We start from the raw sequence: 25,080 nt of genomic DNA on the forward strand, positions 1-25,080 counted from the left end.
AATTATCGTTCCAACGGATAATTCCGTTGAAAATAATCGATCAGATCGATTAAATTTACCCCATGCTGAACCTGCCCACCCTCCGGCAATGGCGGTACCTGGTTGCTTTGGCGGAAATCCGCCATTTCGGCAAAGCCGCCGAGGCCTGCTTTGTCACCCAATCCACCCTTTCGGCCGGCATCCAGGAGCTGGAAACCCAGCTTGGCGCCGCCCTTGTGGATCGCACCAAACGAAAGGTTGTGCTCACGCCTCTGGGCGAGGAACTGGCCGGACGGGCCCGCGAATTGCTGCGCGAAGCCGAGGAAATGGTGCTGCTGGCGCGCGCCGCCGCCGCGCCGCTCAGTGGCCCGCTGCGGCTGGGCGTGATCCCGACGATTTCCCCTTTCCTGCTGCCGCGCGTGCTGCCCACGCTGCGCCGGCGCTTCCCCGACCTGAAGCTGTTCCTGCGCGAGGACCTGACCGCGCGGCTGATCGAGCAATTGCAGGCCGGCCGACTCGACCTCTTGCTGATCGCCCTGCCCTATGAAGGTGGCGCACTGGATACGCTGGAACTCTTCGACGACGAATTCCTGGTCGCCTGCCGCAACGACCATGTGATGACCAAACGCCAATCGGTGAAGCTGGACGACCTGGCTGACGCACCGCTGCTGCTGCTGGAAGACGGCCATTGCCTGCGCGACCATGCGCTGGCGGCCTGCCGCCTGCCGCCATCGCCGCGCCGCGATGGCTTCGCCGCCACCTCGCTGCACACATTGGTGCAGATGGTGGATAGCGGCCTGGGCGTCACCCTGCTGCCGCGTCTGGCGCTGGACGCCGGAATCCTGCGCGGAACCGATGTGGTGACGCGGCCGCTGGCCGGCGAAGGCAAGGCGAAGGCACCGGCGCGCCATATCGGCCTGGCCTGGCGGCGCGGCACGCAGCGCGCCAAGGAATTCACCCTGTTTGGCGAGGCGCTCGTTGCAGCCATGAAGCAACCTGCCTCCGAATCCCAGACCAAGAAAGCCTGAACCATGAGCAAGACCCTGATCCGCCCTGCAACGCCGGCGGATGCCGCAACCATCGTGAGCCTGGTGCAGGCGCTGGCGATATACGAAAACGAACCGTTGACCAGCGTGAAGATCACACCCGAGGATGTACTGCGCGACGGTTTCGGACCCGAACGGCGTTTCGAGGCGCTGATCGCCGAACTGGAAGGCGAGCCGGTCGGCTTCGCGCTGTTCTTCCATAATTACTCGACCTGGGAAGGCCGCGCCGGCATCTATGTCGAGGACCTGTTCGTGCTGGAACGGGCGCGCGGCAATGGCCTGGGCCGGCAGTTGATCACTGCGCTGGCGGCCATCGCGGATGCGCGTGGGTGCAAACGGCTCGACCTTAACGTGCTGGACTGGAATCCGACACGCGATTTCTATCACCGCATCGGCATCAATCATCTGAAGGAATGGCTGCCTTACCGCATCACCCAGCCGGCGATCGGGCGCCTGGCCCAGCAGGCCGATGGTGCGTGGTTCCCCGGCCGTGCCGATCTGCAATAAAAGTTTGGGTCAACGCGGCGACCTGTGACAGACTCGGAAACTGGAAAACCTAACCAGGCATGACCGAGCCAGAAACACAGATCGGGCAAATCGCCTTTCCGTCAGGCATCCGGCGCGGCCGTAGCGGCATGTCGCGGAGTTTCATGGCGGTGATCGCCGCCGTCACCTTGCTGCTGGTGGCGGCCACGGCTATGGCCGTTTCGCTGGTGCTGAATCTGCGCGATGCCGAGCGGCAACGCCTGGATCTGCAGGCGGTGGGCCTGAGTCGCACCCTGGCCGATGCCACCCAACGCCAGATCGACGGTGCCGATCTGCTGCTGCAATTCGCCAGCGTCGAATTCGGCGATGCAATCGCGCTTGGTGAACGGCCGACCGCTTCGATGCACCGCCTGCTTGAAGACCGCCTCGCCATCATGACGCAGGTAGATGGCCTCGATGCCTACGACCGGGACGGCGTTTTGCGGTTTTCGGTGGGCGACGCCCATCTGCCGGCCGACGTATCCTGGCATCCCGCATTCGACCGCCATCGCAGCGGCACGGTCATGCAGATCACGGCTGGATGGACCGACAGCGCGAGCAGCCTGTGGCTGAGCCGCCGACTGGATGCACCGGATGGCAGCTTCGGCGGCGTGGTGGTGGCATCTTTGCATATTGCCGCCGACGAACTGCTCGATCCCAATCACCTCGGCCTGCCGGTTTCCAGCGCCGCTTTGGTGCATGAACAGGGCCGACTGATCATCGGCTGGCCGCAGGACGAAGCCGCCGAACTGGCGGGCCTGACCGGATTCATCGACAGCGAACGCGGCCATGTCACCATCGACGGGACGATCCTCTACTGGTCGCGCCTGTCCGGTTTTCCGATCAATGTCATGCTCCGCGTCGAACAGCATGACATCGACAGCAACTGGCAGCGCGCCGCGATCGGTTACGGTCTGCTGCTCGGAATCGTCGCACTGGGCGCGGGCGCCTCGTTATGGGCCACCTGGCGCCAGCTGCGGCGCCGCGCGGCCAGCGAAGCGCTGCTGCAGGGCATGATGGACAATCCGCCGATCATCATGGCCCTGCAGGATGCCCAGGGCCGCTATCTGATGGTGAACCGGCATTACGCCGAACAGATCGGCCGTCCCGCGCAGGATCTGGTCGGCCGCGCACCGCATGAGGTGTTCCCGGAACTGATAGCGGCGGATTTCATGCGGCAGATCGGGACAACGCTGGCTGCCGGCAAACCGGTGGTGTTCGATACCGAGACTTCCGACAGGACAGGCCAGACACGCAACCACATCATCGTCCGCTTCCCGATCTATGACGAACGGCACAAGCTGCTGGCCGTGGGCAGCATTGCCACCGACATCACCGACCGCAAACGGCTGGAGGCGGCCTTGCGCGAACAGGCCGCCGAACGCGAACAACTGGTGGAAAGCTATGCCCGCCAGCGCGAGGCGGCAGAAACCGCCAATCGTGCCAAAAGCGAATTCCTCGCCCATATGAGCCACGAACTGCGTACGCCGCTGAATGCCGTGATCGGCTTCGCCGACATGATCGCCAACCAGATGCTGGGGCCACAATCGCCGAAATATTTCGAATATGCCGAAGACATCAGCCGCAGCGCGCACCACCTGCTGAGCGTGATCAGCGACATCCTCGACGTGTCGAAGATCGAGAGCGGCCGGCTGGAACTGGAATTGGCCATGCATCATCCGCAGGACCTGGTGGATGACAGCCTGCGCCTGGTGCGTGGCCGGGCGCGCGAAGCCGGCCTGAAACTGGTGAACCGGCTCGATGCCGGCCTGCCCGAACTCTGTGTCGATGCCCGCGCCATCAAACAGGTGTTGATCAACCTGCTGGGCAACGCGATGAAGTTCACGCCCAATGGCGGCAGCATCATAGTCAGCGGCAGCCGCACCGACGATGGCGGCATGACGCTTACGGTGGCCGACACCGGCATCGGCATCGCGCCGGAGAACCTGCCCCGCGTGTTCGAACCTTTCTGGCAGGCCGATGCCGGCGTGCGCCGCATCGAAGGCAGCGGCCTGGGCCTGAGCATCTGCCGCAAGCTGATCGAGTTGCATGGCGGCACGATCACGGTGCAATCGACGCCGCAGCAGGGCACGCAGGTGGCGCTGCATTTTCCATCGCATTGCGTGGCGCCGCAGAACTGACGCCTTTACACAAAGCCAAGGCGTCCAAACGGAAACGGCGCGCCACCAGGGCGCGCCGTTTCCGTTTGAGCCGGTTTAAGCCGGGCCGGTTTATTTGGCCGGCTTGACCTCGATTTCACTGCCCGCATCGGCCGCCTGGCTGATCGTCGGCGACACCGACGGCTGACGCGGCTTGCGGTTAGCGATCTCGTCGACACGGCGCTGGCGATAGACGCTGCGCAGCGTGACGTAATAATCCAGCGAGGTCTTCTCGAGATTGTCGAGGGTATCGAGCAGCTCGGCGCGGGTATCGATGCCGGTCAGTCCGGTGCGGGCATAAATCCAGCCATCACGGTCGGTGTTGTGCAGATACCAGTTGAGCGGATCCATCGCGGAGTCGGCAGCCAGGCCAACCAGGTCGCGCGGGTTGCTCGGGCCGATCACCGGAATGAAGAGATACGGACCTTCGCCGCTGCCCCAGGTGGCGAGCGTCTGGCCGAAATCCTCGGTGTGGCGGGGAATGCCGAACCACTTGTCGGCGGCATCGATCACGCCCAGCACGCCGACGGTGGAATTGATGGCGAAGCGCTCCAGCGTGTTGCCGGCGCGACCGGTCTCGCCCTGCATCAGGTCGTTGGCGAGATAGACCGGGGTCTTGAGGTTGTGCAGCGCGTTGCGCACGCCTTCGCGCGCCGGCTCGGGGATCAGCATCGTGTAAACGAAAGCCGCCGGCTTGAGCAGGAAGTTGTCGAGGACCTGGTGGAACTCGAACAGGGCGCGGTTCACCGGCTCCAACGGGTCGTTGGCCTCGTCATAGGCGGCACGGGCCTGCGGGTCGGCGGGTGCCGTGGCACAACCGCTGAGTACACCGCCAGCGAGAATGGCGAGGGCGGCAAGAGTCTTCCACTGCGGCAGACGCTGGCCGGACGAGGGCAGGGCAACGGACATGGGCTTGGAACCTCTTATACTTCTGAACAGCAAGCTTATCAGACATCTAGCCCCCGGGAGCAAGCCGAATCCCGGGACCGGACCGTGACGGCCGTCCGGTCCCCCGCCCTACGGGCATTTTTTCCCCAGCGGTGATGCAGTTCTGCAACAGGGGGCCGCTCCGAATCGGAGGGGTAAGCCGCCGGATCACAACCAGGACGGCCAGTGCTCCTGGCCGCCCGCGTTCAATGCAGGGGCGGATTCATCCTGTCCCGGCCGGATTCCTCGCTGGATTCCTCATCGGGATCGTCGGTTTCGACGGCCGGTATGGCATAGGCGCCCTTCAGCCAGCGGTTCAGGTCGACATCGGCGCAGCGGGGCGAACAGAACGGATTATGCTTTTCCGTCGCCGGCTTGCCGCAAATCGGGCAGATTTTGACGGGCGGCATGGTCAATGCCCCAGCCGGCTGACGGCGAAGGATTCGCGGCGGCGGCCGGCTTCGGGTTTCACATGCACCACGGCGCCGATCTGGCGTTCCAGCCTGGCCCGCAATTCGGCATCCACCAGCGCGGCCACTTCGGGTGCGCAGGCGATTTCCAGCTTGCCGCCGCCAGTCCCGCCGGGGCCGCCGCTGCTGGCCTCACGCCAGGTCCGGCGCAGCAATTCGGCCAGCACGGCCGGCAGAGAGGGCAGCCGCCCATCGCCGTCGCAGGTGGGGCAGTTCTCGAACAACCGCGCCGCCAGCGGCTCGCCGATGCGCTTGCGCGTCATCTCGACCAGGCCCAGGGCCGACATGCCCAGCACCTTGGTGGGGGCCGGATCGCTTTTCAGCGCATTGCGCAGGGCATTCACCGTCTGGGCGCGATAGGCAGCGTTTTCCATATGCAGGAAATCGATCACCACGATACCGCCGATCCCGCGCAGGCGTAGCTGGCGGGCGATCTCGACGGCGGCATCCAGATTGGTCTGCAGCGCCTGTTCCTCGAAGGCGCGACCACTGCGCCCGGATGCCCGTCCGGAATCGACATCGATGGCCGTCAGCGCCTCGGTCTCGCCGAATACGATGGCACCGCCCGACGGCAGATCGACACGGCGACCCAGCGCGGCGGCGATATCGGCCTCGATCTCGAACAGATCGAACAACCCGGCCGGATCGTCAAACCGTTCCAGCCTTGCGACATAATCGGGCGCATGCTCGAACAGCCAGGCGCGCGCCTCGGCAAAGCCGGCCGCGGCATTCACGCGGATACGGTCCAGCCGCGCCCCGACGAAATCGCGGAGCGCGCGGCCCACCGGACCCATCTCGCGCCACAATTCGGCCGGTACATCGGAACCGGATGCGGCCTTGGCGCGGCGTTCCTCGATGGCGATCCAGCGCGCGCGCAGGCGTTCGAGATCGGCAAACAATTCCTGCTTCGACACGCCATCGGCATTGGCATTGACGATGCAGCCCATGGCCTTGCGGCGTTCCTCGCCATTGCGGCGCTCGGGCTCGCGCCTGACCGGCTTGGCGATGCGCCGGTCGCCGGCGCGATGCTGCAACCTTTCGCTCACCTCACGCTGCAGGCGCGCGGTGACTTCCAGCGGGGTCTGGTCGGCCAGGGCCATCAGGCTTTGCATCACGGCGGCCAGCCGCATGCGCTCGGCATCCTGACTGATCCGCTTGGTGACGCGCACGGCGGGATCATAGGGGGTAAGCGACAGGAAACGGCCCGGCAGGGCGATGCGGCAGGTGAGCTTGACGCCCTTGTCGCCGACCGGATCGCGGCTGACCTGCACCAGCACGGTCTCGCCTTCATGCAGGCATTGCTCGATCGGCTTGTCGCCCCCGGAGCCATTGGCGTCCACAAGATCGTCGCGACCCAGGAAGCCGTCGCGGCTGAGGCCGATATCCACATAGGCGGCCTGCAGACCCTTTTCGATCCGGCGCACGCGGCCAAGGAAAATTGCGCCGAGCGCGGAATCGCGTTCGGGCCGTTCGAGATCGAGATGCACCAGGCGGTCGTCCTCGACCAGCGCCACGCGCGTCTCGGTCAGCCCCACATCGATCAGCAGCTCGTTGGCCATCGAATCGACTATACTAGTTTTCCGGCCACAGCGGGTAGCCGAAGCCGCGCAATAGCTGGGCGGTTTCGGCCAGGGGCAGGCCTACCACATTGGAGTAGGAACCACCGAGCCAGGCGACAAAGACCGCCGCACGGCCCTGGATGGCATAGCCACCCGCCTTGCCCAGCCCCTCGCCACAACGCAGATAGGCGGCGATTTCGGCATCATCCAGCCGCTTGAACCGCAGCAGGGTCTCGACCGTGCGGCTGACCATGCGGCCATCGGAATGGATCAGGCACAAGCCGGTCAGCACCCGGTGGCGTCGGCCGGACAGCAGGCCCAGGCAGTGGCGCACCTCGGCATCGGATTCGGCCTTGGGCAGGATGCGGCGGCCCAGCGCCACCACGGTATCAGCGGCCAGCACCAGGGCATCGGGGCGTTGTTTGGCTACGGCTCGCGCCTTGGCCTGACTGAGGCGCGCGGCCAGCGCACGGGGCGTTTCGCCCTTGAGCGGGTTTTCATCCAGGTCGGCGGCGCGGATTTCGGTCGGCCGGATGCCGATCTGAGCCAGCAGGTCACGCCGACGCGGCGATGCGGAAGCCAGAACAAGAGGTGGCACGGCCACGATCCGGCCCCAGATCAGGCTTACTTGAAGCGGAAGGTGATGCGACCCTTGGTCAGGTCGTAAGGAGTCATTTCCACCATGACCTTGTCGCCGGCCAGAACGCGGATGCGGTTCTTGCGCATCTTGCCCGAGGTATGGGCCAGCACTTCATGGCCGTTATCGAGCTTGACCCGGAACATCGCGTTGGGCAGCAACTCGTCGACCACGCCGGGAAACTCCAGCAATTCTTCCTTCGCCATTCAACCTCTGTTTTACGGTAGTCGCGCGCCTGAAAACGACGCGGCACGGGCTGCGCCATGCGGCGCGGGCGAGAACATGCGCGTGACGGACCGGAAAATCAAGCGCAGCCCGGCAGGGCCATCGCCAAATCGGAACAAAATGCGAAAATACCTGCCGTCAGTCACCCGTAAGCGCCCCGCGCCAGACTGTGCCAGACTGCGACCGCACGGGGACTGTACCGGATGAACGATGCGCCCATCAGGTCCGACACCATGATGCATTCAACCCCGGCCAACCGGCCGGCATGGATCTGGCTGCTGCCGGCCGTATTGCTGATCCCGGCCTGCTATGCCTGGATCGATCGGCCGCTGGCGTTGTTCTTCCATGCCCGCAGCGACAGCGGCCCGGTTCATCTGGCCCAGATGCTGACCACGCTGGGTGCCGCCGGCTGGTGGATCAGCGGCGCTGCGTTGCTGTATCTGGTCTGGCGCTGGCTGCGGCCATCACGGAATCGGCGCGCGGCGGGTTTTGTCGCCGTTGCGGTGGCTGTGGGCGCTGGCCTGGCGGAACTGCTGGAAAAGCCGCTGGGACGGGCGCGGCCGCGCCTGCTGTTCGAAGACGGCAGCTACGGCTTCGCGCCGCTGCATTTCCTGCCGCATTACGATTCCTTCCCGTCCTCGCATGCCGCCGGAGCGTTGGCCGCCGCCACCGCGATTGCGCTGGTACTGCCCGTGAGATGGCGCTGGCAACGGATTGCCGTGCTGACCATCGGAGCCGGAATCGCCTTCACCCGCGTGGTCATCACCGCGCATTTCCTGGGTGACGCGCTGGCCGGCGGCGCGATGGGCTGCGCCGCCGTGCTGGCCTGTCATTGGCTGGCAAAGCGGCGCGGCTGGCTCTGACGCCCGATCACTCCACTTCGATGCGGATCGCCGACCAGACCCATTTGGCGTCATCCTGCTTCTTCAGCTCGGGGCTCGCATCGCGCGGGAACACCACCCAGGTCGGGCCACGGCCGCCGAGGCCGAGATATTTGCCATCGGCCTTCAGCGCCAGCAGCACATCGAACTTTTCGATCTCGGCCATTGGAATCTCGGCGCCATAGCCGTCGATGGCATAGACCTTCACGGCCTTGCCCGAAGCTCCTGCCGCCTTCAGCACATCGCGCAGCAGCGGGCCTTCAAAGCGGTAGGCTTTCGGCCAGGTGTCGTATTTCACCGTCAGCGTCTTCATGCCCAGCTTTTCCAGCATGGCGAGATCGAAGCTGGCCGCCTTGTCGAAGCTGACATTGCCGAACTTGAAAAAGGCATCGTCGAAGGCATCCACCGCACCGCGATTGGTGCTGGCGATCTTGCCATGGACCGTGAGCGCCACCGGGCCTGCCGGCTGGGCAAGGCCGGCCGCCTCCGCGCCCAGGGGCGCGGCGGCCAGCAGGCAAAGAGCAAACAGGGCTGCAAGAATACGCATAACATCGTCCTCCCCAAGAGCGTTTCGTCCCGTTCTGGTTACGCGGGAAGGCGGGGATCGTCCAGTGAATTGATTTTTAGAATAGCCGGCCAGGATGACCGGTCAGGCGGCCGGCGGAAAGATCATCGTCGCCGTGGTGCCGCAGCCAACTTCACTTTCGATGACCAGCTTGCCGCCATGCAGGGCCATCAGCCGATGCGAAATGGCCAGTCCCAGGCCTGTGCCCTGCCGCCGCTGGCTGTGCGGGCCGGCCTGATAGAAAGCCTCGCCCAGCCGCGCCAGATCGGCCGGCGCGATGCCGGGGCCGTCATCGCTGACACTGATACGCAGCGCACCATGATCGTCCATCGCGCCGCGCACCACGATGCGGCCTTCGGCCGGCGTGAACTTGATCGCGTTGGAGATCAGGTTGAGCAGCACCTGACGGAAGGCGCTGCGGTCGGCCTGCAGCACGGGCAGGCCATGCAACGAGGCATCCATCACCAGCGACAATTCCTTCTGCCGCGCCTGGGTGATCAGCAGCGAGATCACCGCATCGGCCTCGTCCACCACTTTCAGGCGGTCGAGCGTAAGCGTCATCTTGCCTGCCTCGATGCGCGAGAGATCGAGAATGGATGTGATCACTTCCAGCAGATGCTTGCCGGCGCGACCGATCAAGCCGGCATAATCCTTGTAGTGGCTGTCGCCCAGCGGGCCATAGGCCTCGCTTTCCAGCAATTCGGCAAACCCGATCACGGCATTGAGAGGCGTGCGCAATTCGTGGCTCATGAAGGCGAGGAATTCGCCCTTCGAGCGCGAGGCCAGCATGGCCTCTTCACGCGCCGCCTCGGTCTCGACCAGCGCGCGATGCAATTCCAGCGCATCCACCACCAGTGCGGCAAAGTCGCGGAGTTGAGCCTGGGCCTTGGCATCGAAGCTGCGCGCCTTGCCATCGAAGATCGCCAGCGTGCCGACCGCCTGGCCACCCAGGCCGATCAGCGGCGCACCGGCATAAAAGCGCAATCCACCCTCGCCGGCCACGAAGGGATTGTCGGCGAAACGGCTGTCCTGCGACGCATCCTCGATGACACAGACTTCGTCTTTCAGGATCGCCCAGGCGCAGAGGCCATGTTCCCGCGGGATCTCGCGCAGATCGATGCCGCTATGGGCCTTGAACCATAGACGGTCGGAATCGACCAGGCTGATCATCGCGCCGGTGGTGCCGAAGACGCGGGTCGCCAACTGCACCAGACGATCGAAACGCGGATCGTATGGTGTGTCCAGAATGGCGAGGCGGCGCAACGCAGTCAGGCGTGCGGCTTCGTCGGACGGCAAGGGTGCGGCGGCCAAGGGCGACAATCTCTTGGGGGTCACATGAAAGGGGTTCTTAAATAGAGGTGGGCTCCCGCCCCTGCAAGCATTGCTTTGCGTGGCGGCAGCAGCCTCCGCGATTAACCATGATGCGATAGCGACCGGAAATGGAAATCAGGCCGCCGCACCTGCCAAAAAGTGCATCAGCGCCGCTTCAGGATCGCCTCGCCATCGACATTCATGTTGACCGTCTGCTCGCCGGCCGCCGCCACCGGCGGCACACCGGCCGCCATGCCCTTGGCTTCGGCGGCACGCATCAGCATCGGGCGCGACACGCCGCCGCCATGCACGCCGATGCGCGCCCAGCCGGCGAAGTCCATGCCCAATGCGGCGGCCGCACGCTGCGCCCGGGCGGTCAGGCGCTGCAATGCCTCGGCCACCAATTCATCCTGGATGCCGCGCTGCTGTTCGCGCGAGATCATGTAACCCAGTTCCTGCAGCGCCAGTCCTTCGCTTTGCAGGATGCCCACCGCCTCCAGCAATTTGGCATCCTCCTTGGCGGTCAGGACCAGACTTTGCTGCGCCCGCCATAGCGGGGCCGGCGGTTTGGCGCCAGCCGGCAGGGCCTGTGGTCGCGGCGGCGTTTCCTGCCAGGTATTGTAGCCGCCGGTTTCGACCTCCAGCCCCAGCGCTCGCGCCCGCGCCAACGCCTTGGTCATCGCGGCATTCACGCTGGACTGGGCAGCGGCGGCCTGTTCTGAGGTCGCCTGCGCCACCAGGCGGGCACGGATCGTATCGGGCGCGACGTCACGCTCGGCCTGCTCGTTCAGCGTCAGCAGCGTGGCGTCATCGGGCAATACCCGCTGGTTCTGCGCGGCAGCGATGCCCGATGCCAGCAGCAAGGCCGTGACGGCGGCAACGGAAAGGATGCGGATGGGCGCCATGATGGAAAATCTCCGGGTCGATCCCTCGCAGCATAACCGGACAACCATGGCGACTTTGCGGCAAAAATACCGCCCCGAACGACAGCGGGGCCGGATCACCGGCCCCGCCATCCAGACTGGAAAGACGTCAGTGGGTTTGCAGCAGGGGCCGCATGCGATCCTTGGCGTGGAAATACTTGCGAGCATAGGCCACTACCTGGCCGTCAGTTGGATGATCCACCGTCTCGACACCGACGATCTTGGGTTCCAGTTCCGGCATTGCCTTGTGGACATGCCGGATGAATTCCAGCTTGGCGGCGCCGGGGCCGAGCACGAGGATTTCGCTGCTGCCCGCCAGGGCATGGCCAATCTCGACATAGAAGGCGAGGTCCGCCGGCTCGCGCCCCGACCCCACGACGGAACTGGCCTTGTGATGCAGGTGATGCTTGTGGCCATGCACCGTGAATTTCTCAACGTCTTCCTGGTTGAACTGGAAGACCCGGGCCTCGGCGTGATCGAGCCAGACCACGGCATGGTAATGCGACATCGTGTTTTTCCTCCAACGAATGATGTTGGATGATTACATCCATAACGGCAATTCCGCCTTGATGCAGGTCAATTGCCTCAACCGGCAGAGGCCGCCGGACGTACAAAGCGGGCGCGGATTTTCTTCATCAGGAAATCGCGCACTTCGCGATAGGCCTGCAGGCGCTGCTCCCGGGTGCCTTCGACGATGGTGGGGTCAAAGGTGTTCCAGAATTCCACGTCGCAGGCCATGGTGCGCGTCATGTCGACGGCGGTGTGCTGCGCCTCGGGCGAGAGCGAGATGATCAGGTCGAAGGAGCTGTCTTCCAGGTCGTCGAAACTTTTCGAACGATGCTTGGAGATATCTAACCCGATTTCGTCCATCACCTCGACAGCCAGCGGATCAACCGGCTGTTTGCGCACGCCGGCGGAATCGACGAAGACCTGTTTGGGGTACAATGCCTTGAGGATGCCTTCGGCAATAGGGGAACGCACGCTGTTCATGGTGCAACAGAACAGCACGCTGCCGGGAAGCCGATCGCTCATGCGGCTTACCGGATATGCAGGACGCAGATCAGGGTGAACAGCCGGCGGGCGGTATCGAAATCGGTGTCGATCTTGCCCTTCAGCCGCTCGCGCAGCAATTCCGATCCCTCGTTGTGCACGCCACGGCGCGCCATGTCGATGGTCTCGATCTGCGATGGCGACGAGCGCTTGATCGCCTGGAAATAGCTGTCGCAGATTTCAAAATAGTCTTTCACAATGCGGCGAAAGGGCGATAACGCCAGGATGATCTTGCCCAGCGGCGCGGCGCCCTCGTCGCGGACATCGAAGACCAGGCGATTATCCTCGATGGCCAGCACAAGCTGGAACGGGCCCTGGTTTTCATGCGCCCCGACCGGCGAGAAAACATTCTGCTCCAGCAGGTCGAAGATAGCCACGCGCTGTTCATGCTCGATATCGGGCGAGCGGCGCACGACGGTGCGCTCGTCGAGCTGCACGTCGACGAGGCGGTGCGTGGCTGGCGGCGCCTTTTCGGTCATGCCGCTCCCTTATTCAAGCGAATGGCAACCGACAGCGCATGGCCCTGCAGTCCCTCGGCCTCGGCCAGCGCCACCGCGGCCGGACCGATTTTCTCGAGCGAGGCTGCATCGCATTGCACCAAGGTGGTGCGCTTCATGAAATCGAGCAGGTTGAGGCCGGAGGCGAAACGCGCGGCCCCCGCCGTGGGCAGCACATGGTTGGGCCCGGCCACGTAATCGCCCACGGCTTCCGGCGTGTGGCGCCCGAGGAAGATCGCGCCGGCGTGACGCACCTTGGCCGCCAGTGCCTGCGGATCATCGATGGCGAGTTCCAGATGCTCGGGCGCGATGGCATCCACCAGCGTTGCCGCGTCGGACAGCTTCGGCACGGTGATCAGCGCGCCAAACTTCTCCCAGCTGGCCGTGGCGATATCCCGGCGCGGCATGGTGGAAAGCTGCTGGCGCACGGCAGCATTGACCTGCTCGGCAAATGTTGCGTCGTCAGTGATCAGCACCGACTGTGCCACCTCGTCATGCTCGGCCTGGGAAAGCAAATCGGCGGCGATCCAGGCCGGGTCGTTTTTATTGTCGGCCACCACCAGGATTTCCGACGGGCCGGCCGGATTGTCGATGCCGACCTGGCCGAAGACCAGTCGCTTGGCCGTGACGACAAAGCTGTTGCCCGGGCCGGTGATCTTGTCGACCGGCGCAATGCTTTCGGTGCCATAGGCCAGGGCGGCCACGGCCTGCGCGCCGCCAATGCGATAGACCTCCGTGACGCCGGCCAGTTTCAGCGCCGCCATCACCAGCGGATTGAGTTCACCGCCCGGCGTGGGCAGCGTGACGACGACACGGCGCACGCCGGCCACGACCGCGGGAACGGCATTCATCAGCACGGAGGACGGATAGGCCGCCTTGCCGCCCGGCACGTAAAGCCCCACGGCATCCAGCGGCGTCCAGCGATGGCCCAGATTCACCCCTTGAGGATCTGTGTAGAAATCATCGGACGGCTTCTGGCGCGCATGGAAGGCGCGGATACGCTCGGCCGCGACCTCCAGCGCCTTCAGCGTGGCCTTGTCGACCAGCGCGGCGGCTGTGTCTATTTCAGCCTGGCTGATGCGCAGACCGAGCCTGGCGGAATCCACCTTGTCGAATTTAAGGTTCAGCTCGTGCAGGGCGGCATCGCCGCGCTTGCGCACATCGGCGATGATCTGCGCGACCGTGGCCGAGACATCGGCCTCGGCGTCACGCTTGGCCTTCACCATCGCATCAAACCGCGCGGCGAAATCCTTGTCGGCTGCGTTAAGAAAAGCAGGCATCAGACGGCAGCTTTCTTCTTCTCGCCATTCTTCTTGGCACTTGCTGCCTGATCGACGGCGGCACGGAATTTCTCCAGCCAGCCGCCAACCTGCAGCGGCCGGGTTTTCAGCGCGGCCCGGTTCACCACCAGGCGCGAGGTGACCTGGGCGATGACTTCCACCTCGACCAGGCCGTTCGCCTTCAAGGTAGCGCCGGTGGAGACCAAGTCCACGATGCGGCGGCACAGGCCCAGAGTTGGCGCCAGCTCCATCGCGCCGTTCAGCTTGATGCATTCGGCCTGCACGCCGCGGGCGGCAAAGTATTTCTGCGTCACATGCGGATATTTGGTGGCCACCCGCACGTGGCTCCAGCGTTTCGGATCGTCGGAGGCCGAAAGCTCCACCGGCTCGGCCACCGACAGGCGGCAGTGGCCGATATCGAGGTCGAGCGGGGCGTAGATCTCGGGAAAGTCGAATTCCATCAAGACATCATTCCCCGCCACGCCGAGCTGGGCGGCGCCGAAAGCGACGAAGGTGGCGACGTCGAAGCTGCGCACCCGGATCAGCTCGATATCGGGCTGGCTGGTGGCAAAGCGCAGCTTGCGGCTGTTCTCGTCGGCGAATTCCGGTTCAGGCACGATGCCGGCGGCATGCAGCAGCGGCATCACCTCTTTCAGGATGCGGCCCTTGGGCAGGGCCATCACCAGCTTGTCTGAAGAGGCGGCGTTCATGACACTTCCTTGTGCTTGGGCGCGTGGCGCACCGGATAAGGCTGGCCGATATCCTGCATCTGGGCATCGACACATTCGACTTCCAGCCGCACCGCCGCACCGCCGGCAAAAACCAGGGTCAGCACCGCTGCCGGCGCTTCGGCTGCTGGTTCGGCCATGATCGAAAGCAATTCCAGCGGCGTCCTGGCATCATTCCGGACGATGCCGCTGGTCTGCACCTTCAGCACGCCTTCAAAATGCAAACCGGCCGGCACGCGCACATGCGGCACGGCGCGGATCAGGCCGCGCCGGGCATCGGCCAGATGCTCGTCTTCCCAGCGGAAGCGGTTCAGCACCAGGGCAAAGCGGCGCTGGCGCGGCTGGAAGGTCATATCGGCGGCATGCATCGTGGCATCCTGCAGACAGGCCGACAGCACCGTGATGTCTTCGACATCCTCGGCGCGCAGCTTGAGCGGCAGGAAACGCGGCGATGCCATGGCGGTCAGTCTTTCAGCCTCTCGATCTGGGCGCCGCAGGCGGCCAGCTTTTCTTCCAGCCGTTCGTAGCCGCGATCCAGGTGATAAACACGGTTGACGACGGTCTCGCCCTCGGCGGCCAGGCCGGCCAGCACCAGCGACACCGAGGCGCGCAGATCGGTGGCCATCACCGGCGCGCCGGTCAGCTTGGGCACGCCGCGCACCAGGGCCGATGCGCCATGCACCACGATATTGGCGCCCATGCGCGCCATTTCGGGCACATGCATGAAGCGGTTTTCGAAGATCGACTCGGTAATCATCGAGGCACCTTCGGCCACCGACATCGCCGCCATCACCTGGGCCTGCATGTCGGTCGGGAAACCGGGATAGGGCTGGGTGAGGAAATCGACGCCCTTGAGCCGGCTGCCATTGCGGCCGATGGAAATGCCGCGGGCGGTTTCCTCCACGTCGCAGCCGGCCTCGCGCAGCTTGTCGACCACGGACTCGATCAGGTCGAGCCGCGTGCCCAGCAACTCCACCTTGCCGCCGCAGATGGCGACAGCGGCGGCAAAAGTGCCGGTTTCGATACGGTCGGGCACGATGCGGTGCTGGGCGCCGTGCAGCGATTTCTTGCCGTGAATGGTGAGGTGTTCGCTGCCGATGCCATCGATCATCGCCCCCATCGCCACCAGGCAATAGGCCAGGTCGGTGATCTCGGGTTCGCGCGCGGCATTCTCCAGCACCGTGGTGCCTTCGGCGAGCGTGGCCGCCATCAGCAGGTTTTCCGTGGCGCCGACCGACACCATCGGAAAGCGCACCACGCCGCCCTTCAGGCCCTTCGGTGCCTTGGCCTTGATATAACCGTTCTCGACATTGATCTCGGCGCCCAAAGCCTTCAGGCCCATGATGTGCAGATCGACCGGTCGCGTGCCGATGGCGCAGCCGCCGGGCAAGGACACCTCCGCCTCGCCGAAGCGGGCCAGCAGCGGGCCGAGCACCAGCACGGAGGCGCGCATCTTGCGCACGATGTCGTAGGGCGCCAGCGTAGATTCGATCCGGGCGGCGTTGAGATGGATGGTGCGGCCTTCCGGCGTACCGTTGCCGCCATCCATCGACACATCGACGCCATGCTGCTGCAGCAGATGGGCCATGGTGGCGATGTCGGCCAGATGCGGCACATTGGACAGGGTTAGGGTATCGCCGGTCAGCAGGCTGGCCGCCATCAGCGGCAGGGCCGCGTTTTTGGCACCGCCGATGCTGATGCTGCCTTCCAGCGGCCGACCGCCGCGCAACCGAATTCGATCCATAACGCCTTGATTCCAAAGGACCTTCGGCCAAACGGCCAAGGCCACGCCAAACTTGTTACGTCTGTCTAGCGCAACGGGGCGCGAATCGCCAGTGCGGGCAGCCCTGGCGGTCTGCACGGGCGGCTTGTCCAGGGCAATCTGCCCAGGCAGCGCGTCCGGCCGGGATCGGCGCTACGGCTTGGGCCCTACAGCTTCGGCAGGGTGACGCCGCGCTGGCCCATGTATTTGCCGGCGCGGTCGGCATAGCTCACCTCGCAGGGCTGGTCGCCCTTGAGGAACAGGAACTGGCAGGCGCCTTCGTTGGCGTAAATCTTCGCGGGCAACGGCGTGGTGTTGGAGAATTCCAGCGTCACATGGCCTTCCCATTCGGGTTCCAGCGGCGTGACGTTCACGATGATGCCGCAGCGCGCATAGGTGCTTTTGCCCAGGCAGATCACCAGCACATCGCGCGGGATGCGGAAATATTCCACTGTGCGCGCCAGCGCGAAGGAATTGGGCGGGATGACGCAGACATCGGTGTCGAAATCGACAAACGAGCTGGGCGAGAATTCCTTCGGATCGACCACCGCGCTGTTCACGTTGGTAAAGATCTTGAACTCGCGCGCCACGCGGGCGTCGTAGCCATAGGAGGACAGGCCAAAGGAGATCGTGCCCTCGCGCTTCTGCGCCTCGACGAAGGGTTCGATCATGCCATGCTCGCGGGCCATCTGGCGGATCCAGATATCGGACATGACGGCCATCGGCGGCGGTCCCTTCTTCGTTGCGGAATATTGCCTGCCAGCGGGCTTACGCGGGCGGGTCGTCGCGGTCAAGGCTTGGCGACAGATCGTCAGGAGATGCAGCGGCGGCGGCCCTGTCGGCTTCTTGATCAAGGCCGTTTTCGCCGGAATCGCTTGCCCTGCCCCGCACCTGCTGCTTGCGGCGGGCAAGATTGGAGCGCAGCTTCTGCGCCAGGCGTGCGTCGCGTTTAGTCGGCGCCGGCATGCAGATCACGCCCGGATTGCGCGCCTTCCAGCAGGCGGCGGGCAAGAGCCAGCAATTCGGCCGGCGCCGGCAGCGGCGCGGCACCGCCGGGCGAAACCGCCAGGGCGGCATTGTGATAACGCGGATCGCCAGTCACCTCGGGCCCAAGCCAGGCCGGCAGATCGACGGCATAATCGGCGCGCGGCAGTTCGATCTCGGCGAGCCACAGACCATGATGGCGCTCGAGGAAACGGTCGATTTCCCAGGCCAGCGCTGTCCCCGGCACCGGCAGGCGGTAACGGATCTTGCTGATCAACTGATCGGGCGGCACGGAAGCCAGCAACCGACTGGCCAGTTCAAACGGCACGGGACTTTCGATTTCCTGCCGCGTCATGCCTGATGGGGCCGATTTCAGTGTCAGCCAGGCCCGGTCACCGGCAGTGCGCAGCCGCAGGGTCCAGCCTTCCAGACCGCTGAAATAGCCCTGCACCAGCGGGGTGCCGGCCAGACCCGCGACGATGCCGCTATCGCGCACGAGGAACTTGCGCTCGATTTCTGCGGCGGCCGTGGCAGTTTCCGCACCGATCATACTGGCTCCGGAGGGGCTGGCGGGGCCCTAGCGATAGCCAAGCTGCTATGGTGCCGTCAAGGCGGCAGCGGGACGCAGGACCGATCTCGGGCAAGATCATGGAAAAAGGGGCAAATATGCCTTTTGCCAAAAGTCGTTATGTCGTGCTTGCGTGATCTGCCCGGCTGTGGCAGTTTCCGCGCCCGACGCCGGCCGGGCCCCTGAAGGCTTCTGTCGGCTTGTCTGTTTCGGCCCGCCGCTTCCCGTTGCGGGCCCGGGCTGCTGTAGCTCAGTGGTAGAGCACCTCATTGGTAATGAGGAGGTCGCGAGTTCAATCCTCGCCAGCAGCACCAGCTCCCTCCCTGGCGCTCCAGTCCCGGCTGACGTTATCGGTTCCCGGCCATTCCGGCGGCATGATAGATGCCCGATTGCATTGTATTGGCTATGCGGCACGCTGGGCTTGCGTCATGATGATTGGTGCAGAGGGGAGATGACGCCGCAGCCAATCTTCGCCGATCAGCCCGCCCTGACGACCGTGGCCGCATATTGGCAGTCCCGGCGACGTGGCCGCCTGATGCCGGATCGCGCCGATATCGATCCGCTCGACCTGCCGCCCTCGTTATGGCCCAACCTGCTGATCACAGAGCCGGCGGGCCCTGATGGGCACGGGGGAGAGAACTGGCGCTATCGCCTGGTCGGCTCCGCTCATGTCGAACGCTATACCTATGATTTCACCGGCAAGACCACCGGCGAGATCATGCATGGCAGCTATCGCGACTATATGAACCGCATATACGCGACAGCCTTCCACCAGCGCGTGCCAGTCTATTCGGAAAGCGTGTTCCGCTGGGATGTGGAAGGCTACGCGGCGACGCGCCGCCTGATGCTGCCGCTCAGCCAAGGCGAAACCAACAAGCCGGCCATGATCTTCAGCGTGCAGGTGTGGCCAAGCGAAAGACCGGCGCGGCCGCGCTCGATCAGCGAGATCAGCAAGCACGGCGAATTTCGCGATGGCTTTTTTCTGGCGCTGGACCGCGACAGTTTCCAACCCCTGCCGCAGCAGGAGGCCACGCCGATATCATGGCCGCAGCATTAGCCTGTGGTTTTAGGGCAGACGAACGGTTTCCTGGTAGCGGCTGAGCACATGCAGCGGAACATTGCCACTGTTTTTCAGCGACACGTAACTGCCGCTGACCGGCCCGCGGCCATAGGCACCGTATAATTCGACCTTGCCGCCCGCTGGCACTTCGATGGTCTGGTTGACCGGCGCGCCCAGTTCAAGCCGACCCGCGACTGCGCCGGCATTGCTGATGGTGATGGTGGTGTAATTGCTGCGATCGCCCACATCGATCTGACTGGCGGCACCCGGCTCTACCTGGACCATACCGGCCTGTGCCGGCGAAATGGCCGCCAGGCCCAGGGCGAGCGTAAAGAATGGAATGGCGGCATAGCCCAGCTTGCGGATCATGATCTTTCTCCTTCGACGGCCTGACTGATTCGGCCGGAACAAGAGATGGCGCAATCCTGCACGGCACCAAGGGACAGGCCCACAGGAACGCAGCGCTTTGTGGCGGAGGTCACATGGCGGGACGAGCCGGGCACGGCGAACAGAGTGGCGGCAAAAATTGCAAGGGATACGCGAGCCGAGCCGCCCGCTATGCAATCGACCTTAGTAAAGCGCGATTAATCATAAATTGTTAGGGTTTTCCCCTAATATGCAATACGATTACGTCCACTGCACGCAGGGGTGTTATCCCGGGGGAGCAGATAAAAAAATGGCACAACGCTATCCGTTCGTGAATTACCAAATCGATGGCAAGGTTGTGACCTTGATCATGGTTTCGGAAGCTGGCGTGGCAACGCCGGAGATGGCCCAACGCTCGATGGCCGCCTTCAAGCAACGCCTGAAGAAGGACGAAGTCGTCCTGGTCGCCAAGGGCGTCAGCCTCGCGCCGATCTATATCGGCGCCAAACCTTTCGTCGACAAACTGAAAGACGTGCCGCTGCACAGCATCCCCTGGAGCCAGGTGGAAATGTGAGCGCGCCGGGCGGCGCGGCCATCAGGGCGCGTCGTCCCGCAACTGCACGCCATCGGGCGGCATCTCGTAGGCATCCAGTTCGAATGTCGCGACATCGCTGATGGTGATTTCGTGCTCTTCCACCTGGCTGGGATTGCGCGTGTTGATTTCGCCATCCAGCTTGATGCAACCGAGCAGGTGATCGATACGCTCGCCGGTTTCCGACAGGGGCAGCAGCAATCGCGAATAGCGGATATACGGCCGCCCGGCGAGGTGCAGGGTGTTGCGCCGGAAATGCACCTTCTTGTCGAAAGCGGCAATGCAGAAGCCTTCATCGAAGAATTCGCGCAGCGGGGAACGCAACGCCTCGTCCAGCCAGCGGCCATGCAGCTTGGTCTGCACCAGGGCCTCGACTTCGGCGCCTGCCAGCCGGTAGCGGAAGCGCTGCTGTTCGTGATCGACTTCGATGATGAACAGCGATGGCAACAGCCGGCGGATCTCGCCAGGATCGATGGCCGATCGCGGCGGCGGGAACCGGCTGGTCTTTTTCGACAGCCAATAAAAATAGAGCTGCCGGAGATCTTCCTCGTCGATTTTCTCGGCGAACCGCATGGAATTCTTCCCGCTCCACTGGGAGGGTTCAGGGAATGTCGGGTTGACTATGATTGGTATCGGCCCGGACCCGCAATCAAGTTCCGCATGGCCTCCGATTGTAATCGATTTGATCGATTACAATATGCAAAACAATCAATTTCTTCTATTTAAATACCCGGCTTAGCCTTCGGTCATGGCGCGCGGGCTCCTTCCGCCGCCGCCCGTGAGGAGAGCCACCATGTCAGACAAGACCCAGCCCCAAACCCTGACCACGGCTGCCGGTGCGCCGGTTGCCGACAACCAGAATTCCCTGAGCGCGGGCGCACGCGGCCCGCTGCTGCTGCAGGACGTGCATCTGATCGAGAAGCTGGCCGCATTCAATCGCGAACGCATCCCCGAACGCGTGGTACATGCCAAGGGCTCCGGAGCCTATGGCACGCTGACCGTAACCAAGGACATCACGCGCTACACCAGGGCCGCCCTGTTCAAGCCGGGCAGCAAAACCGATCTGCTGCTGCGTTTTTCCACCGTGGCCGGTGAACGCGGCGCGGCCGACGCCGAGCGCGACGTGCGCGGCTTCGCCCTGAAATTCTATACCGGTGAAGGCAACTGGGACCTGGTCGGCAACAACACGCCGGTCTTCTTCGTGCGCGATCCGCTGAAATTCCCCGACTTCATCCACACGCAGAAGCGCGATCCACGCACCAACCTGCGCAATCCGGTGGCGATGTGGGACTTCTGGAGCCTGAGCCCGGAAAGCCTGCACCAGATCACCTATCTGTTCGGCGACCGCGGCCTGCCCCTGAGCTATCGCCATGTGAACGGCTATGGCAGCCACACCTACAGCTTCATCAACGCCGCCAATGAACGGTTCTGGGTTAAGTTCCACTTCCACAGCCACCAGGGCGTGAAGAGCATCACCGGCGAAGAGGCTGAAAAGATCATCGGCGTCGACCGCGAAAGCGCCCAGGCCGACCTGTATGGCGCGATTGAACGTGGAGAATACCCGCGATGGACCATGTCGGTGCAGGTCATGCCGGAGCTGGATGCGGAAAAGACGGCTTACAATCCGTTCGACCTGACCAAGGTGTGGCCGCATGGCGACTACCCGCTGATCGAAGTGGGCGTGATCGAACTCAACCGCAATCCGGAGAACTATTTCGCCGAGATCGAGCAGGCGGCATTCGCGCCGGGCAACCTGGTACCGGGCATCGGCCCCTCGCCCGACAAGATGCTGCAGGCACGGCTGTTCGCTTATGCCGACGCGCATCGCTACCGGCTTGGCGTCAACCATACCCAGATCCCGGTGAACCAGCCGAAATGCCCGTTCCACAATTATCAGCGCGACGGCATGATGCGGGTGGATGGCAATGGTGGCTCAAGGCCGAATTATGAGCCGAACAGCTTCAGCGGTCCGGTGCAATCGGCCGCCGCCACCGAGCCGCCGCTGAAGATCAGCGGCGCGGCAGATCGCTATGATCATCGCGCCGGCAACGATGACTACAGCCAGGCCGGCGCATTGTTCCGCCTGATGAGTCCGCCCGAGCAGGCCCGCCTGATGGATGCCATTGCCGGCGCGATGCGCCCGGTGCCGGAATTCATCCAGCGTCGCCAGATCGCGCATTTCGCCAAGGCCGATCCGGCCTATGGCGCGGGTGTCGCGGAACGGCTGGGCCTGACGGGCAAGGCCGCGGCGGAATAGGCTCCTCTGCCGCTGCGGTCAGGATGCGGCCGGTGCATATGCGCCGGCCGTTTTCTTTTCGGGACCGTCAGGCTGCGCCGCTGACGCCGGCGCAATCGCGCAGATCGGCACCGGTGAAATTGGCCTTGGCCAGCTTCGCGCGACTGAAATCGACATGATCGAGCACGGCGCCGCGCAGATCGGCACCGGTCAGGTCGGCATCCATCATCATCGGGTAGAGCGTGCGGCCAGTGGCCTGATGGCTGGCGCTGAACAGCGGCGCACCGACCAGCTTGGCCCCGCGGAAGGTGGCGGCCGCCAGGTTGCTGTTGGCGAAATTCACGCCGCCCAGATCGGCCTGGTCGAAATTCGCCTTGCTCAAATCAGAGCCGAGGAAGCTGGCGAATAGTAACTGGGCGTTGGAGAAATCGGCACCCTGCAAATCGCTGCCATGCATTTCGGCGCCACGCAGGTCGCAACTGGAGAAATCGCAGCCTGCCAGTTTCCGGCCGCTGAGCACGGCGCGCGCGCCTTCCTGGCCGCCAGTGGCGATCCAGCGGCTATGGGCATGCAGCAGCACCTCGATCTCGGTCGGCAGACTGGCCGTCTTGCGGTAGGTGGCGTGCGAAAGATCGACGCCCTTGAGATTCACCTTGGAAAGATCGACGTTCCGCAGATTGGCGCCGCGCAGATCGGCGCCCTGCAGCAACGCCCCCTCCAGCTTGGCACCCAGCAGGTTCACATCGCGCAGGCGCGCCGCGGTGAGATTGGCGCCCGAGAGATCGGCGCCTGCCAGATTGACGGCAAACATGCTGGCATTAGCGAAATTCGCGCCGGTCGCCGAGGACACGGACATGTTGGCTTCATCGAGTTGGGCCGAGCGCAGGTCGGCGCCATCCAGCTTGGCCTCGCTCAAATTCGCCGAGCGTTCCTTGGTGGTGCCGTCATCGATCACGATCTGGCCAGGCCGCAGATCGGCCTGGTTGAGCGAGGCGCCGCGCAGGATGGTTTTCATCATGTTGGCGCCGCGCAGGTCACTGCGGTCAAGCACCGCACCGGACAGATCGGCGCGCATGAAATCGACGGCAAATAAGTCGGCCCGGCGCAGTTCGGCCTTGACCAGCGAACTGCCAGTGAAGAGGCAGCGCGCCAGGATCGCATCGTTCAGCTTGGCATTGTCGAACCGCAGGAAGGACAGGTCCTCGCCGCGGCGCTGAATCCGCTCGCCATCCGACCGACCGCCAGCCCAGGCTGCATGGCGCGACAGGGCGACCGTGATCTGCTGGGACGGAAATTTCAGCTCGCCCATCGGCGCAATACCCACTTTCTGCGAGAAAAGCTGTTAACTATTTTCTAGCAACTAGATTACGTCAGCCCTCTGAACAGCTGCAAGGCGATTTATGGCTGCCCCTTCGGGCAAATATCCCGGGCACCTTAGCCAGCCGGCCGCCCCGGCAGGGAGTTGATATCCGTTAACCTTGGAAAATCCGCCTACAGACCAGCCCTACCTTGGCCGGCCGCGTCCCCTTGGGGGATCAACTCGTGCGCCCGGGAGCGATGCCCGTGCATTGCCGCAGATCGGCCCCCTGAAGGTTGGCCTTGTCCAGTTTCGCGGTCGAGAAATCGATCCCTTCCAGAACGGCACCGCGCAGGTCGGCGCCGGTCAGGTCGCTTTCGTCGAAGCGCGGATAGATCACCTTGCCAGTCCGCTGATTACGGGCGTTGTAGAGATCGACGCCGACGACGCGCGCACTGCGCCAGCGGCTGCCGCCCAGATTGGCGCGGGAAAAATTGGTGCCCGACAGGTCGGCCATGTCGAAACAGGCCTTGTCGAGATTGGCCCCGGCAAAGCTGGCGAACATCATTTGTGCATTCGAAAAGTCGGCACCTTGCAGCGAAGCGCCCTGCAATTCGGCGCCGCGCAGATCGCAGCCGCCGAAATTGCAGCCGTCGAGATTGCGCTGGCTGAGGATGGCACGTTCGCCGTCGGCACCATTGGTGGCGATCCAGGTGCTGTGCGCCTTCAACAGGGCTTCGATATCATCAGGCAGCGCATCGCCCTTGCGATAGACTGCGCCCTGCAGGGCCACGCCGTCGGTATCCACCTTGGACAGATCGACATTGCGCAGGTTGGCACCGCGCAGATCGCAGCCTTTCAGTTTGGCACCGGCCAGGTTGGCCCCGATCAGGTTGGCATCCTTCAACTTCGCGCCGGCCAGATTGGCGCCCGACAGATCGGCACCCGCCAGATTGACAGCAAACATGCTGGCATTGCCAAACGAAGTGCCAACCGCCGACGACACCGCCATGCTGGCATTGTCCATCTGCGAATTCTTGAAATCGGCACCATCCAGCTTGGCGCCGTCGAGGTTGGCGTTGACCTGTTTGCTCTCGTTGGTTTCCGCCAGCATGATCTGTCCCGGCCGCAGATCGACCTGCGACAGCGAGGCATGACGCAGAATGGCGCGGCCCATGTTGGCACCGCGCAGGTCGGCGCGGTCAAACACGCCGCGGGTCAGGTCGGCATTCTGGAAATCAGCGCAGAAAAGATCGGCACGGCGGAACTGCACGCCGGCCAACGAGGCGTTGCCGAAGGTGGCGCGCGCCAGGATAGCATCGTCGAGCATGGCGCCATCGAGCCGCAGATTGGCATACAGCCCACCCGGCTGCTGAAGGCGGGCCCCGCCGGGCCGGCCAGCCAGATAGGCGGCATGGCGGGACAGCACAACCTGAATATCGTGTGAAGGAAG

The 25,080-nt window shown here is 64.1% G+C and carries 29 protein-coding genes and 1 tRNA gene; 8 read left to right on the top strand and 22 right to left on the bottom strand.

All coding sequences use genetic code 11. The features are described 5' to 3' along the window. The first annotated feature begins 62 nt into the window (after window positions 1-62). Genes ACE3OO_RS07415 through ACE3OO_RS07425 form a run of 3 tightly spaced genes read left to right on the top strand, consistent with a single transcriptional unit; the run spans window position 63 to window position 3,691 of the window. On the top strand, window positions 63-1,007 hold the full coding sequence (locus ACE3OO_RS07415) for a hydrogen peroxide-inducible genes activator (RefSeq protein WP_374301348.1): 945 nt from the start codon (window positions 63-65) through the stop codon (window positions 1,005-1,007). Between the two features lie 3 nt (window positions 1,008-1,010). After that, window positions 1,011-1,532, top strand: coding sequence for an N-acetyltransferase family protein (locus ACE3OO_RS07420; RefSeq protein WP_374301350.1), 522 nt, complete (start codon window positions 1,011-1,013; stop codon window positions 1,530-1,532). Window positions 1,533-1,591: 59 nt separating this feature from the next. Then, window positions 1,592-3,691 (top strand): ATP-binding protein, encoded by a 2,100-nt coding sequence (locus tag ACE3OO_RS07425; protein WP_374301352.1) that lies wholly within the window; start codon window positions 1,592-1,594, stop codon window positions 3,689-3,691. Window positions 3,692-3,781: 90 nt separating this feature from the next. On the opposite strand, the gene ACE3OO_RS07430 is transcribed toward ACE3OO_RS07425, so the two are convergent. From ACE3OO_RS07430 to infA, 5 genes are all read right to left on the bottom strand, one after another. Next, entirely contained in the window at window positions 3,782-4,618 is an 837-nt protein-coding gene (locus ACE3OO_RS07430; RefSeq protein ID WP_374301354.1) for a VacJ family lipoprotein, read from the bottom strand. A 224-nt stretch (window positions 4,619-4,842) separates the two neighbouring features. Continuing rightward, window positions 4,843-5,046: a DNA gyrase inhibitor YacG gene (yacG, locus tag ACE3OO_RS07435; RefSeq protein WP_374301355.1), complete on the bottom strand. Its 204-nt coding sequence runs from the start codon at window positions 5,044-5,046 to the stop codon at window positions 4,843-4,845. 2 nt (window positions 5,047-5,048) lie between these two features. After that, entirely contained in the window at window positions 5,049-6,665 is a 1,617-nt protein-coding gene (locus tag ACE3OO_RS07440) for a ribonuclease E/G (protein WP_374301357.1), read from the bottom strand. A gap of 13 nt (window positions 6,666-6,678) precedes the next feature. Then, the gene (locus ACE3OO_RS07445; protein WP_374301359.1) at window positions 6,679-7,269 is read right to left on the bottom strand and encodes a nucleoside triphosphate pyrophosphatase; all 591 of its coding nucleotides are present in this window, start codon (window positions 7,267-7,269) and stop codon (window positions 6,679-6,681) included. A gap of 20 nt (window positions 7,270-7,289) precedes the next feature. After that, complete coding sequence (gene infA, locus ACE3OO_RS07450) at window positions 7,290-7,508, bottom strand: translation initiation factor IF-1 (RefSeq protein ID WP_144067704.1); 219 nt, start codon at window positions 7,506-7,508, stop codon at window positions 7,290-7,292. Window positions 7,509-7,760: 252 nt separating this feature from the next. Between infA and ACE3OO_RS07455 the strand changes: the two genes are divergently transcribed. Beyond that, entirely contained in the window at window positions 7,761-8,390 is a 630-nt protein-coding gene (locus ACE3OO_RS07455) for a phosphatase PAP2 family protein (protein ID WP_374301361.1), read from the top strand. Window positions 8,391-8,397: 7 nt separating this feature from the next. Here ACE3OO_RS07455 and ACE3OO_RS07460 read toward each other — a convergent pair whose 3' ends face one another. The 13 genes from ACE3OO_RS07460 to ACE3OO_RS07520 form a co-directional block, all read right to left on the bottom strand. Continuing rightward, window positions 8,398-8,955: a molybdopterin-dependent oxidoreductase gene (locus tag ACE3OO_RS07460; RefSeq protein WP_374301363.1), complete on the bottom strand. Its 558-nt coding sequence runs from the start codon at window positions 8,953-8,955 to the stop codon at window positions 8,398-8,400. 102 nt (window positions 8,956-9,057) lie between these two features. Then, window positions 9,058-10,284 carry an ATP-binding protein gene (locus tag ACE3OO_RS07465; protein WP_374301365.1) on the bottom strand — a complete coding sequence of 409 codons (1,227 nt, stop codon included), beginning with the start codon at window positions 10,282-10,284 and terminating at the stop codon, window positions 9,058-9,060. Window positions 10,285-10,448: 164 nt separating this feature from the next. Beyond that, on the bottom strand, window positions 10,449-11,189 hold the full coding sequence (locus ACE3OO_RS07470) for an SIMPL domain-containing protein (protein WP_374301367.1): 741 nt from the start codon (window positions 11,187-11,189) through the stop codon (window positions 10,449-10,451). 127 nt (window positions 11,190-11,316) lie between these two features. Further along, on the bottom strand, window positions 11,317-11,715 hold the full coding sequence (locus ACE3OO_RS07475; RefSeq protein ID WP_374301369.1) for a hypothetical protein: 399 nt from the start codon (window positions 11,713-11,715) through the stop codon (window positions 11,317-11,319). Between the two features lie 77 nt (window positions 11,716-11,792). Next, the gene (locus ACE3OO_RS07480) at window positions 11,793-12,239 is read right to left on the bottom strand and encodes an arsenate reductase ArsC (protein ID WP_374301371.1); all 447 of its coding nucleotides are present in this window, start codon (window positions 12,237-12,239) and stop codon (window positions 11,793-11,795) included. Window positions 12,240-12,244: 5 nt separating this feature from the next. Continuing rightward, window positions 12,245-12,736, bottom strand: a complete 492-nt coding sequence (locus ACE3OO_RS07485; protein WP_374301373.1) for a UPF0262 family protein — start codon at window positions 12,734-12,736, stop codon at window positions 12,245-12,247. Continuing rightward, window positions 12,733-14,034, bottom strand: coding sequence for a histidinol dehydrogenase (gene hisD / locus ACE3OO_RS07490; RefSeq protein ID WP_374301375.1), 1,302 nt, complete (start codon window positions 14,032-14,034; stop codon window positions 12,733-12,735). The genes ACE3OO_RS07485 and hisD overlap by 4 nt, the downstream gene beginning before the upstream one ends. Then, a complete protein-coding gene (gene hisG / locus ACE3OO_RS07495; protein WP_374301377.1) occupies window positions 14,034-14,744 on the bottom strand; it encodes an ATP phosphoribosyltransferase in 711 nt (236 codons plus the stop codon). Before hisG ends, hisD begins: the two co-directional genes overlap by 1 nt. Next, a complete protein-coding gene (locus ACE3OO_RS07500) occupies window positions 14,741-15,220 on the bottom strand; it encodes a DUF2948 family protein (protein ID WP_374301379.1) in 480 nt (159 codons plus the stop codon). The genes hisG and ACE3OO_RS07500 overlap by 4 nt, the downstream gene beginning before the upstream one ends. A 5-nt stretch (window positions 15,221-15,225) precedes the next feature. After that, window positions 15,226-16,506, bottom strand: coding sequence for a UDP-N-acetylglucosamine 1-carboxyvinyltransferase (gene murA, locus ACE3OO_RS07505; RefSeq protein WP_374301380.1), 1,281 nt, complete (start codon window positions 16,504-16,506; stop codon window positions 15,226-15,228). Window positions 16,507-16,691: 185 nt separating this feature from the next. Beyond that, entirely contained in the window at window positions 16,692-17,246 is a 555-nt protein-coding gene (dcd, locus tag ACE3OO_RS07510; protein ID WP_374301382.1) for a dCTP deaminase, read from the bottom strand. 46 nt (window positions 17,247-17,292) lie between these two features. Next, the gene (locus tag ACE3OO_RS07515; protein WP_374301384.1) at window positions 17,293-17,490 is read right to left on the bottom strand and encodes a hypothetical protein; all 198 of its coding nucleotides are present in this window, start codon (window positions 17,488-17,490) and stop codon (window positions 17,293-17,295) included. Continuing rightward, window positions 17,474-18,058: a CYTH domain-containing protein gene (locus tag ACE3OO_RS07520; protein WP_374301386.1), complete on the bottom strand. Its 585-nt coding sequence runs from the start codon at window positions 18,056-18,058 to the stop codon at window positions 17,474-17,476. Before ACE3OO_RS07520 ends, ACE3OO_RS07515 begins: the two co-directional genes overlap by 17 nt. 257 nt (window positions 18,059-18,315) lie before the next feature. On the opposite strand from ACE3OO_RS07520, the gene ACE3OO_RS07525 reads away from it, so the two are divergent. Together ACE3OO_RS07525 and ACE3OO_RS07530 are read left to right on the top strand one after the other, a co-directional pair. Then, window positions 18,316-18,390: transfer RNA gene (locus ACE3OO_RS07525), tRNA-Thr, on the top strand. A 137-nt stretch (window positions 18,391-18,527) separates the two neighbouring features. Then, a complete protein-coding gene (locus ACE3OO_RS07530; protein ID WP_374301388.1) occupies window positions 18,528-19,133 on the top strand; it encodes a PAS domain-containing protein in 606 nt (201 codons plus the stop codon). Between the two features lie 9 nt (window positions 19,134-19,142). On the opposite strand, the gene ACE3OO_RS07535 is transcribed toward ACE3OO_RS07530, so the two are convergent. Next, window positions 19,143-19,505: a hypothetical protein gene (locus ACE3OO_RS07535; protein ID WP_374301390.1), complete on the bottom strand. Its 363-nt coding sequence runs from the start codon at window positions 19,503-19,505 to the stop codon at window positions 19,143-19,145. A gap of 307 nt (window positions 19,506-19,812) precedes the next feature. Between ACE3OO_RS07535 and ACE3OO_RS07540 the strand changes: the two genes are divergently transcribed. Continuing rightward, window positions 19,813-20,076 (top strand): hypothetical protein, encoded by a 264-nt coding sequence (locus ACE3OO_RS07540; RefSeq protein WP_374301392.1) that lies wholly within the window; start codon window positions 19,813-19,815, stop codon window positions 20,074-20,076. Window positions 20,077-20,097: 21 nt separating this feature from the next. Here the strand turns inward: ACE3OO_RS07540 and ACE3OO_RS07545 are convergent, their stop codons facing one another. After that, window positions 20,098-20,667, bottom strand: a complete 570-nt coding sequence (locus tag ACE3OO_RS07545) for a PAS domain-containing protein (protein WP_374301394.1) — start codon at window positions 20,665-20,667, stop codon at window positions 20,098-20,100. Window positions 20,668-20,887: 220 nt separating this feature from the next. Here ACE3OO_RS07545 and ACE3OO_RS07550 point away from each other — a divergent pair, with 220 nt between their 5' ends. After that, window positions 20,888-22,351, top strand: coding sequence for a catalase (locus ACE3OO_RS07550; RefSeq protein ID WP_374301396.1), 1,464 nt, complete (start codon window positions 20,888-20,890; stop codon window positions 22,349-22,351). Between the two features lie 67 nt (window positions 22,352-22,418). On the opposite strand, the gene ACE3OO_RS07555 is transcribed toward ACE3OO_RS07550, so the two are convergent. Together ACE3OO_RS07555 and ACE3OO_RS07560 are read right to left on the bottom strand one after the other, a co-directional pair. Continuing rightward, complete coding sequence (locus ACE3OO_RS07555) at window positions 22,419-23,639, bottom strand: pentapeptide repeat-containing protein (RefSeq protein WP_374301398.1); 1,221 nt, start codon at window positions 23,637-23,639, stop codon at window positions 22,419-22,421. Window positions 23,640-23,865: 226 nt separating this feature from the next. Further along, window positions 23,866-25,056 carry a pentapeptide repeat-containing protein gene (locus ACE3OO_RS07560; protein WP_374301400.1) on the bottom strand — a complete coding sequence of 397 codons (1,191 nt, stop codon included), beginning with the start codon at window positions 25,054-25,056 and terminating at the stop codon, window positions 23,866-23,868. Between the last annotated feature and the right edge of the window lie 24 nt (window positions 25,057-25,080).

Origin of the sequence: Ferrovibrio sp. (assembly GCF_041906005.1) — a bacterium.
GTDB lineage: Bacteria > Pseudomonadota > Alphaproteobacteria > Ferrovibrionales > Ferrovibrionaceae > Ferrovibrio.

What these genes read in the sequence shown, in the direction of transcription:
- ACE3OO_RS07415 (WP_374301348.1), top strand. Translation starts at nt 63, where the DNA reads ATGCTGAACCTGCCCACCCTCCGGCAATGGCGGTACCTGGTTGCTTTG.
- ACE3OO_RS07420 (WP_374301350.1), top strand. Translation starts at nt 1,011, where the DNA reads ATGAGCAAGACCCTGATCCGCCCTGCAACGCCGGCGGATGCCGCAACC.
- ACE3OO_RS07425 (WP_374301352.1), top strand. Translation starts at nt 1,592, where the DNA reads ATGACCGAGCCAGAAACACAGATCGGGCAAATCGCCTTTCCGTCAGGC.
- ACE3OO_RS07430 (WP_374301354.1), bottom strand. Translation starts at nt 4,618, where the DNA reads ATGTCCGTTGCCCTGCCCTCGTCCGGCCAGCGTCTGCCGCAGTGGAAG.
- yacG (WP_374301355.1), bottom strand. Translation starts at nt 5,046, where the DNA reads ATGCCGCCCGTCAAAATCTGCCCGATTTGCGGCAAGCCGGCGACGGAA.
- ACE3OO_RS07440 (WP_374301357.1), bottom strand. Translation starts at nt 6,665, where the DNA reads ATGGCCAACGAGCTGCTGATCGATGTGGGGCTGACCGAGACGCGCGTG.
- infA (WP_144067704.1), bottom strand. Translation starts at nt 7,508, where the DNA reads ATGGCGAAGGAAGAATTGCTGGAGTTTCCCGGCGTGGTCGACGAGTTG.
- ACE3OO_RS07455 (WP_374301361.1), top strand. Translation starts at nt 7,761, where the DNA reads ATGATGCATTCAACCCCGGCCAACCGGCCGGCATGGATCTGGCTGCTG.
- ACE3OO_RS07460 (WP_374301363.1), bottom strand. Translation starts at nt 8,955, where the DNA reads ATGCGTATTCTTGCAGCCCTGTTTGCTCTTTGCCTGCTGGCCGCCGCG.
- ACE3OO_RS07470 (WP_374301367.1), bottom strand. Translation starts at nt 11,189, where the DNA reads ATGGCGCCCATCCGCATCCTTTCCGTTGCCGCCGTCACGGCCTTGCTG.
- ACE3OO_RS07475 (WP_374301369.1), bottom strand. Translation starts at nt 11,715, where the DNA reads ATGTCGCATTACCATGCCGTGGTCTGGCTCGATCACGCCGAGGCCCGG.
- ACE3OO_RS07480 (WP_374301371.1), bottom strand. Translation starts at nt 12,239, where the DNA reads ATGAGCGATCGGCTTCCCGGCAGCGTGCTGTTCTGTTGCACCATGAAC.
- ACE3OO_RS07485 (WP_374301373.1), bottom strand. Translation starts at nt 12,736, where the DNA reads ATGACCGAAAAGGCGCCGCCAGCCACGCACCGCCTCGTCGACGTGCAG.
- hisD (WP_374301375.1), bottom strand. Translation starts at nt 14,034, where the DNA reads ATGCCTGCTTTTCTTAACGCAGCCGACAAGGATTTCGCCGCGCGGTTT.
- hisG (WP_374301377.1), bottom strand. Translation starts at nt 14,744, where the DNA reads ATGAACGCCGCCTCTTCAGACAAGCTGGTGATGGCCCTGCCCAAGGGC.
- ACE3OO_RS07500 (WP_374301379.1), bottom strand. Translation starts at nt 15,220, where the DNA reads ATGGCATCGCCGCGTTTCCTGCCGCTCAAGCTGCGCGCCGAGGATGTC.
- murA (WP_374301380.1), bottom strand. Translation starts at nt 16,506, where the DNA reads ATGGATCGAATTCGGTTGCGCGGCGGTCGGCCGCTGGAAGGCAGCATC.
- dcd (WP_374301382.1), bottom strand. Translation starts at nt 17,246, where the DNA reads ATGGCCGTCATGTCCGATATCTGGATCCGCCAGATGGCCCGCGAGCAT.
- ACE3OO_RS07515 (WP_374301384.1), bottom strand. Translation starts at nt 17,490, where the DNA reads ATGCCGGCGCCGACTAAACGCGACGCACGCCTGGCGCAGAAGCTGCGC.
- ACE3OO_RS07520 (WP_374301386.1), bottom strand. Translation starts at nt 18,058, where the DNA reads ATGATCGGTGCGGAAACTGCCACGGCCGCCGCAGAAATCGAGCGCAAG.
- ACE3OO_RS07530 (WP_374301388.1), top strand. Translation starts at nt 18,528, where the DNA reads ATGACGCCGCAGCCAATCTTCGCCGATCAGCCCGCCCTGACGACCGTG.
- ACE3OO_RS07535 (WP_374301390.1), bottom strand. Translation starts at nt 19,505, where the DNA reads ATGATCCGCAAGCTGGGCTATGCCGCCATTCCATTCTTTACGCTCGCC.
- ACE3OO_RS07540 (WP_374301392.1), top strand. Translation starts at nt 19,813, where the DNA reads ATGGCACAACGCTATCCGTTCGTGAATTACCAAATCGATGGCAAGGTT.
- ACE3OO_RS07545 (WP_374301394.1), bottom strand. Translation starts at nt 20,667, where the DNA reads ATGCGGTTCGCCGAGAAAATCGACGAGGAAGATCTCCGGCAGCTCTAT.
- ACE3OO_RS07550 (WP_374301396.1), top strand. Translation starts at nt 20,888, where the DNA reads ATGTCAGACAAGACCCAGCCCCAAACCCTGACCACGGCTGCCGGTGCG.
- ACE3OO_RS07555 (WP_374301398.1), bottom strand. Translation starts at nt 23,639, where the DNA reads ATGGGCGAGCTGAAATTTCCGTCCCAGCAGATCACGGTCGCCCTGTCG.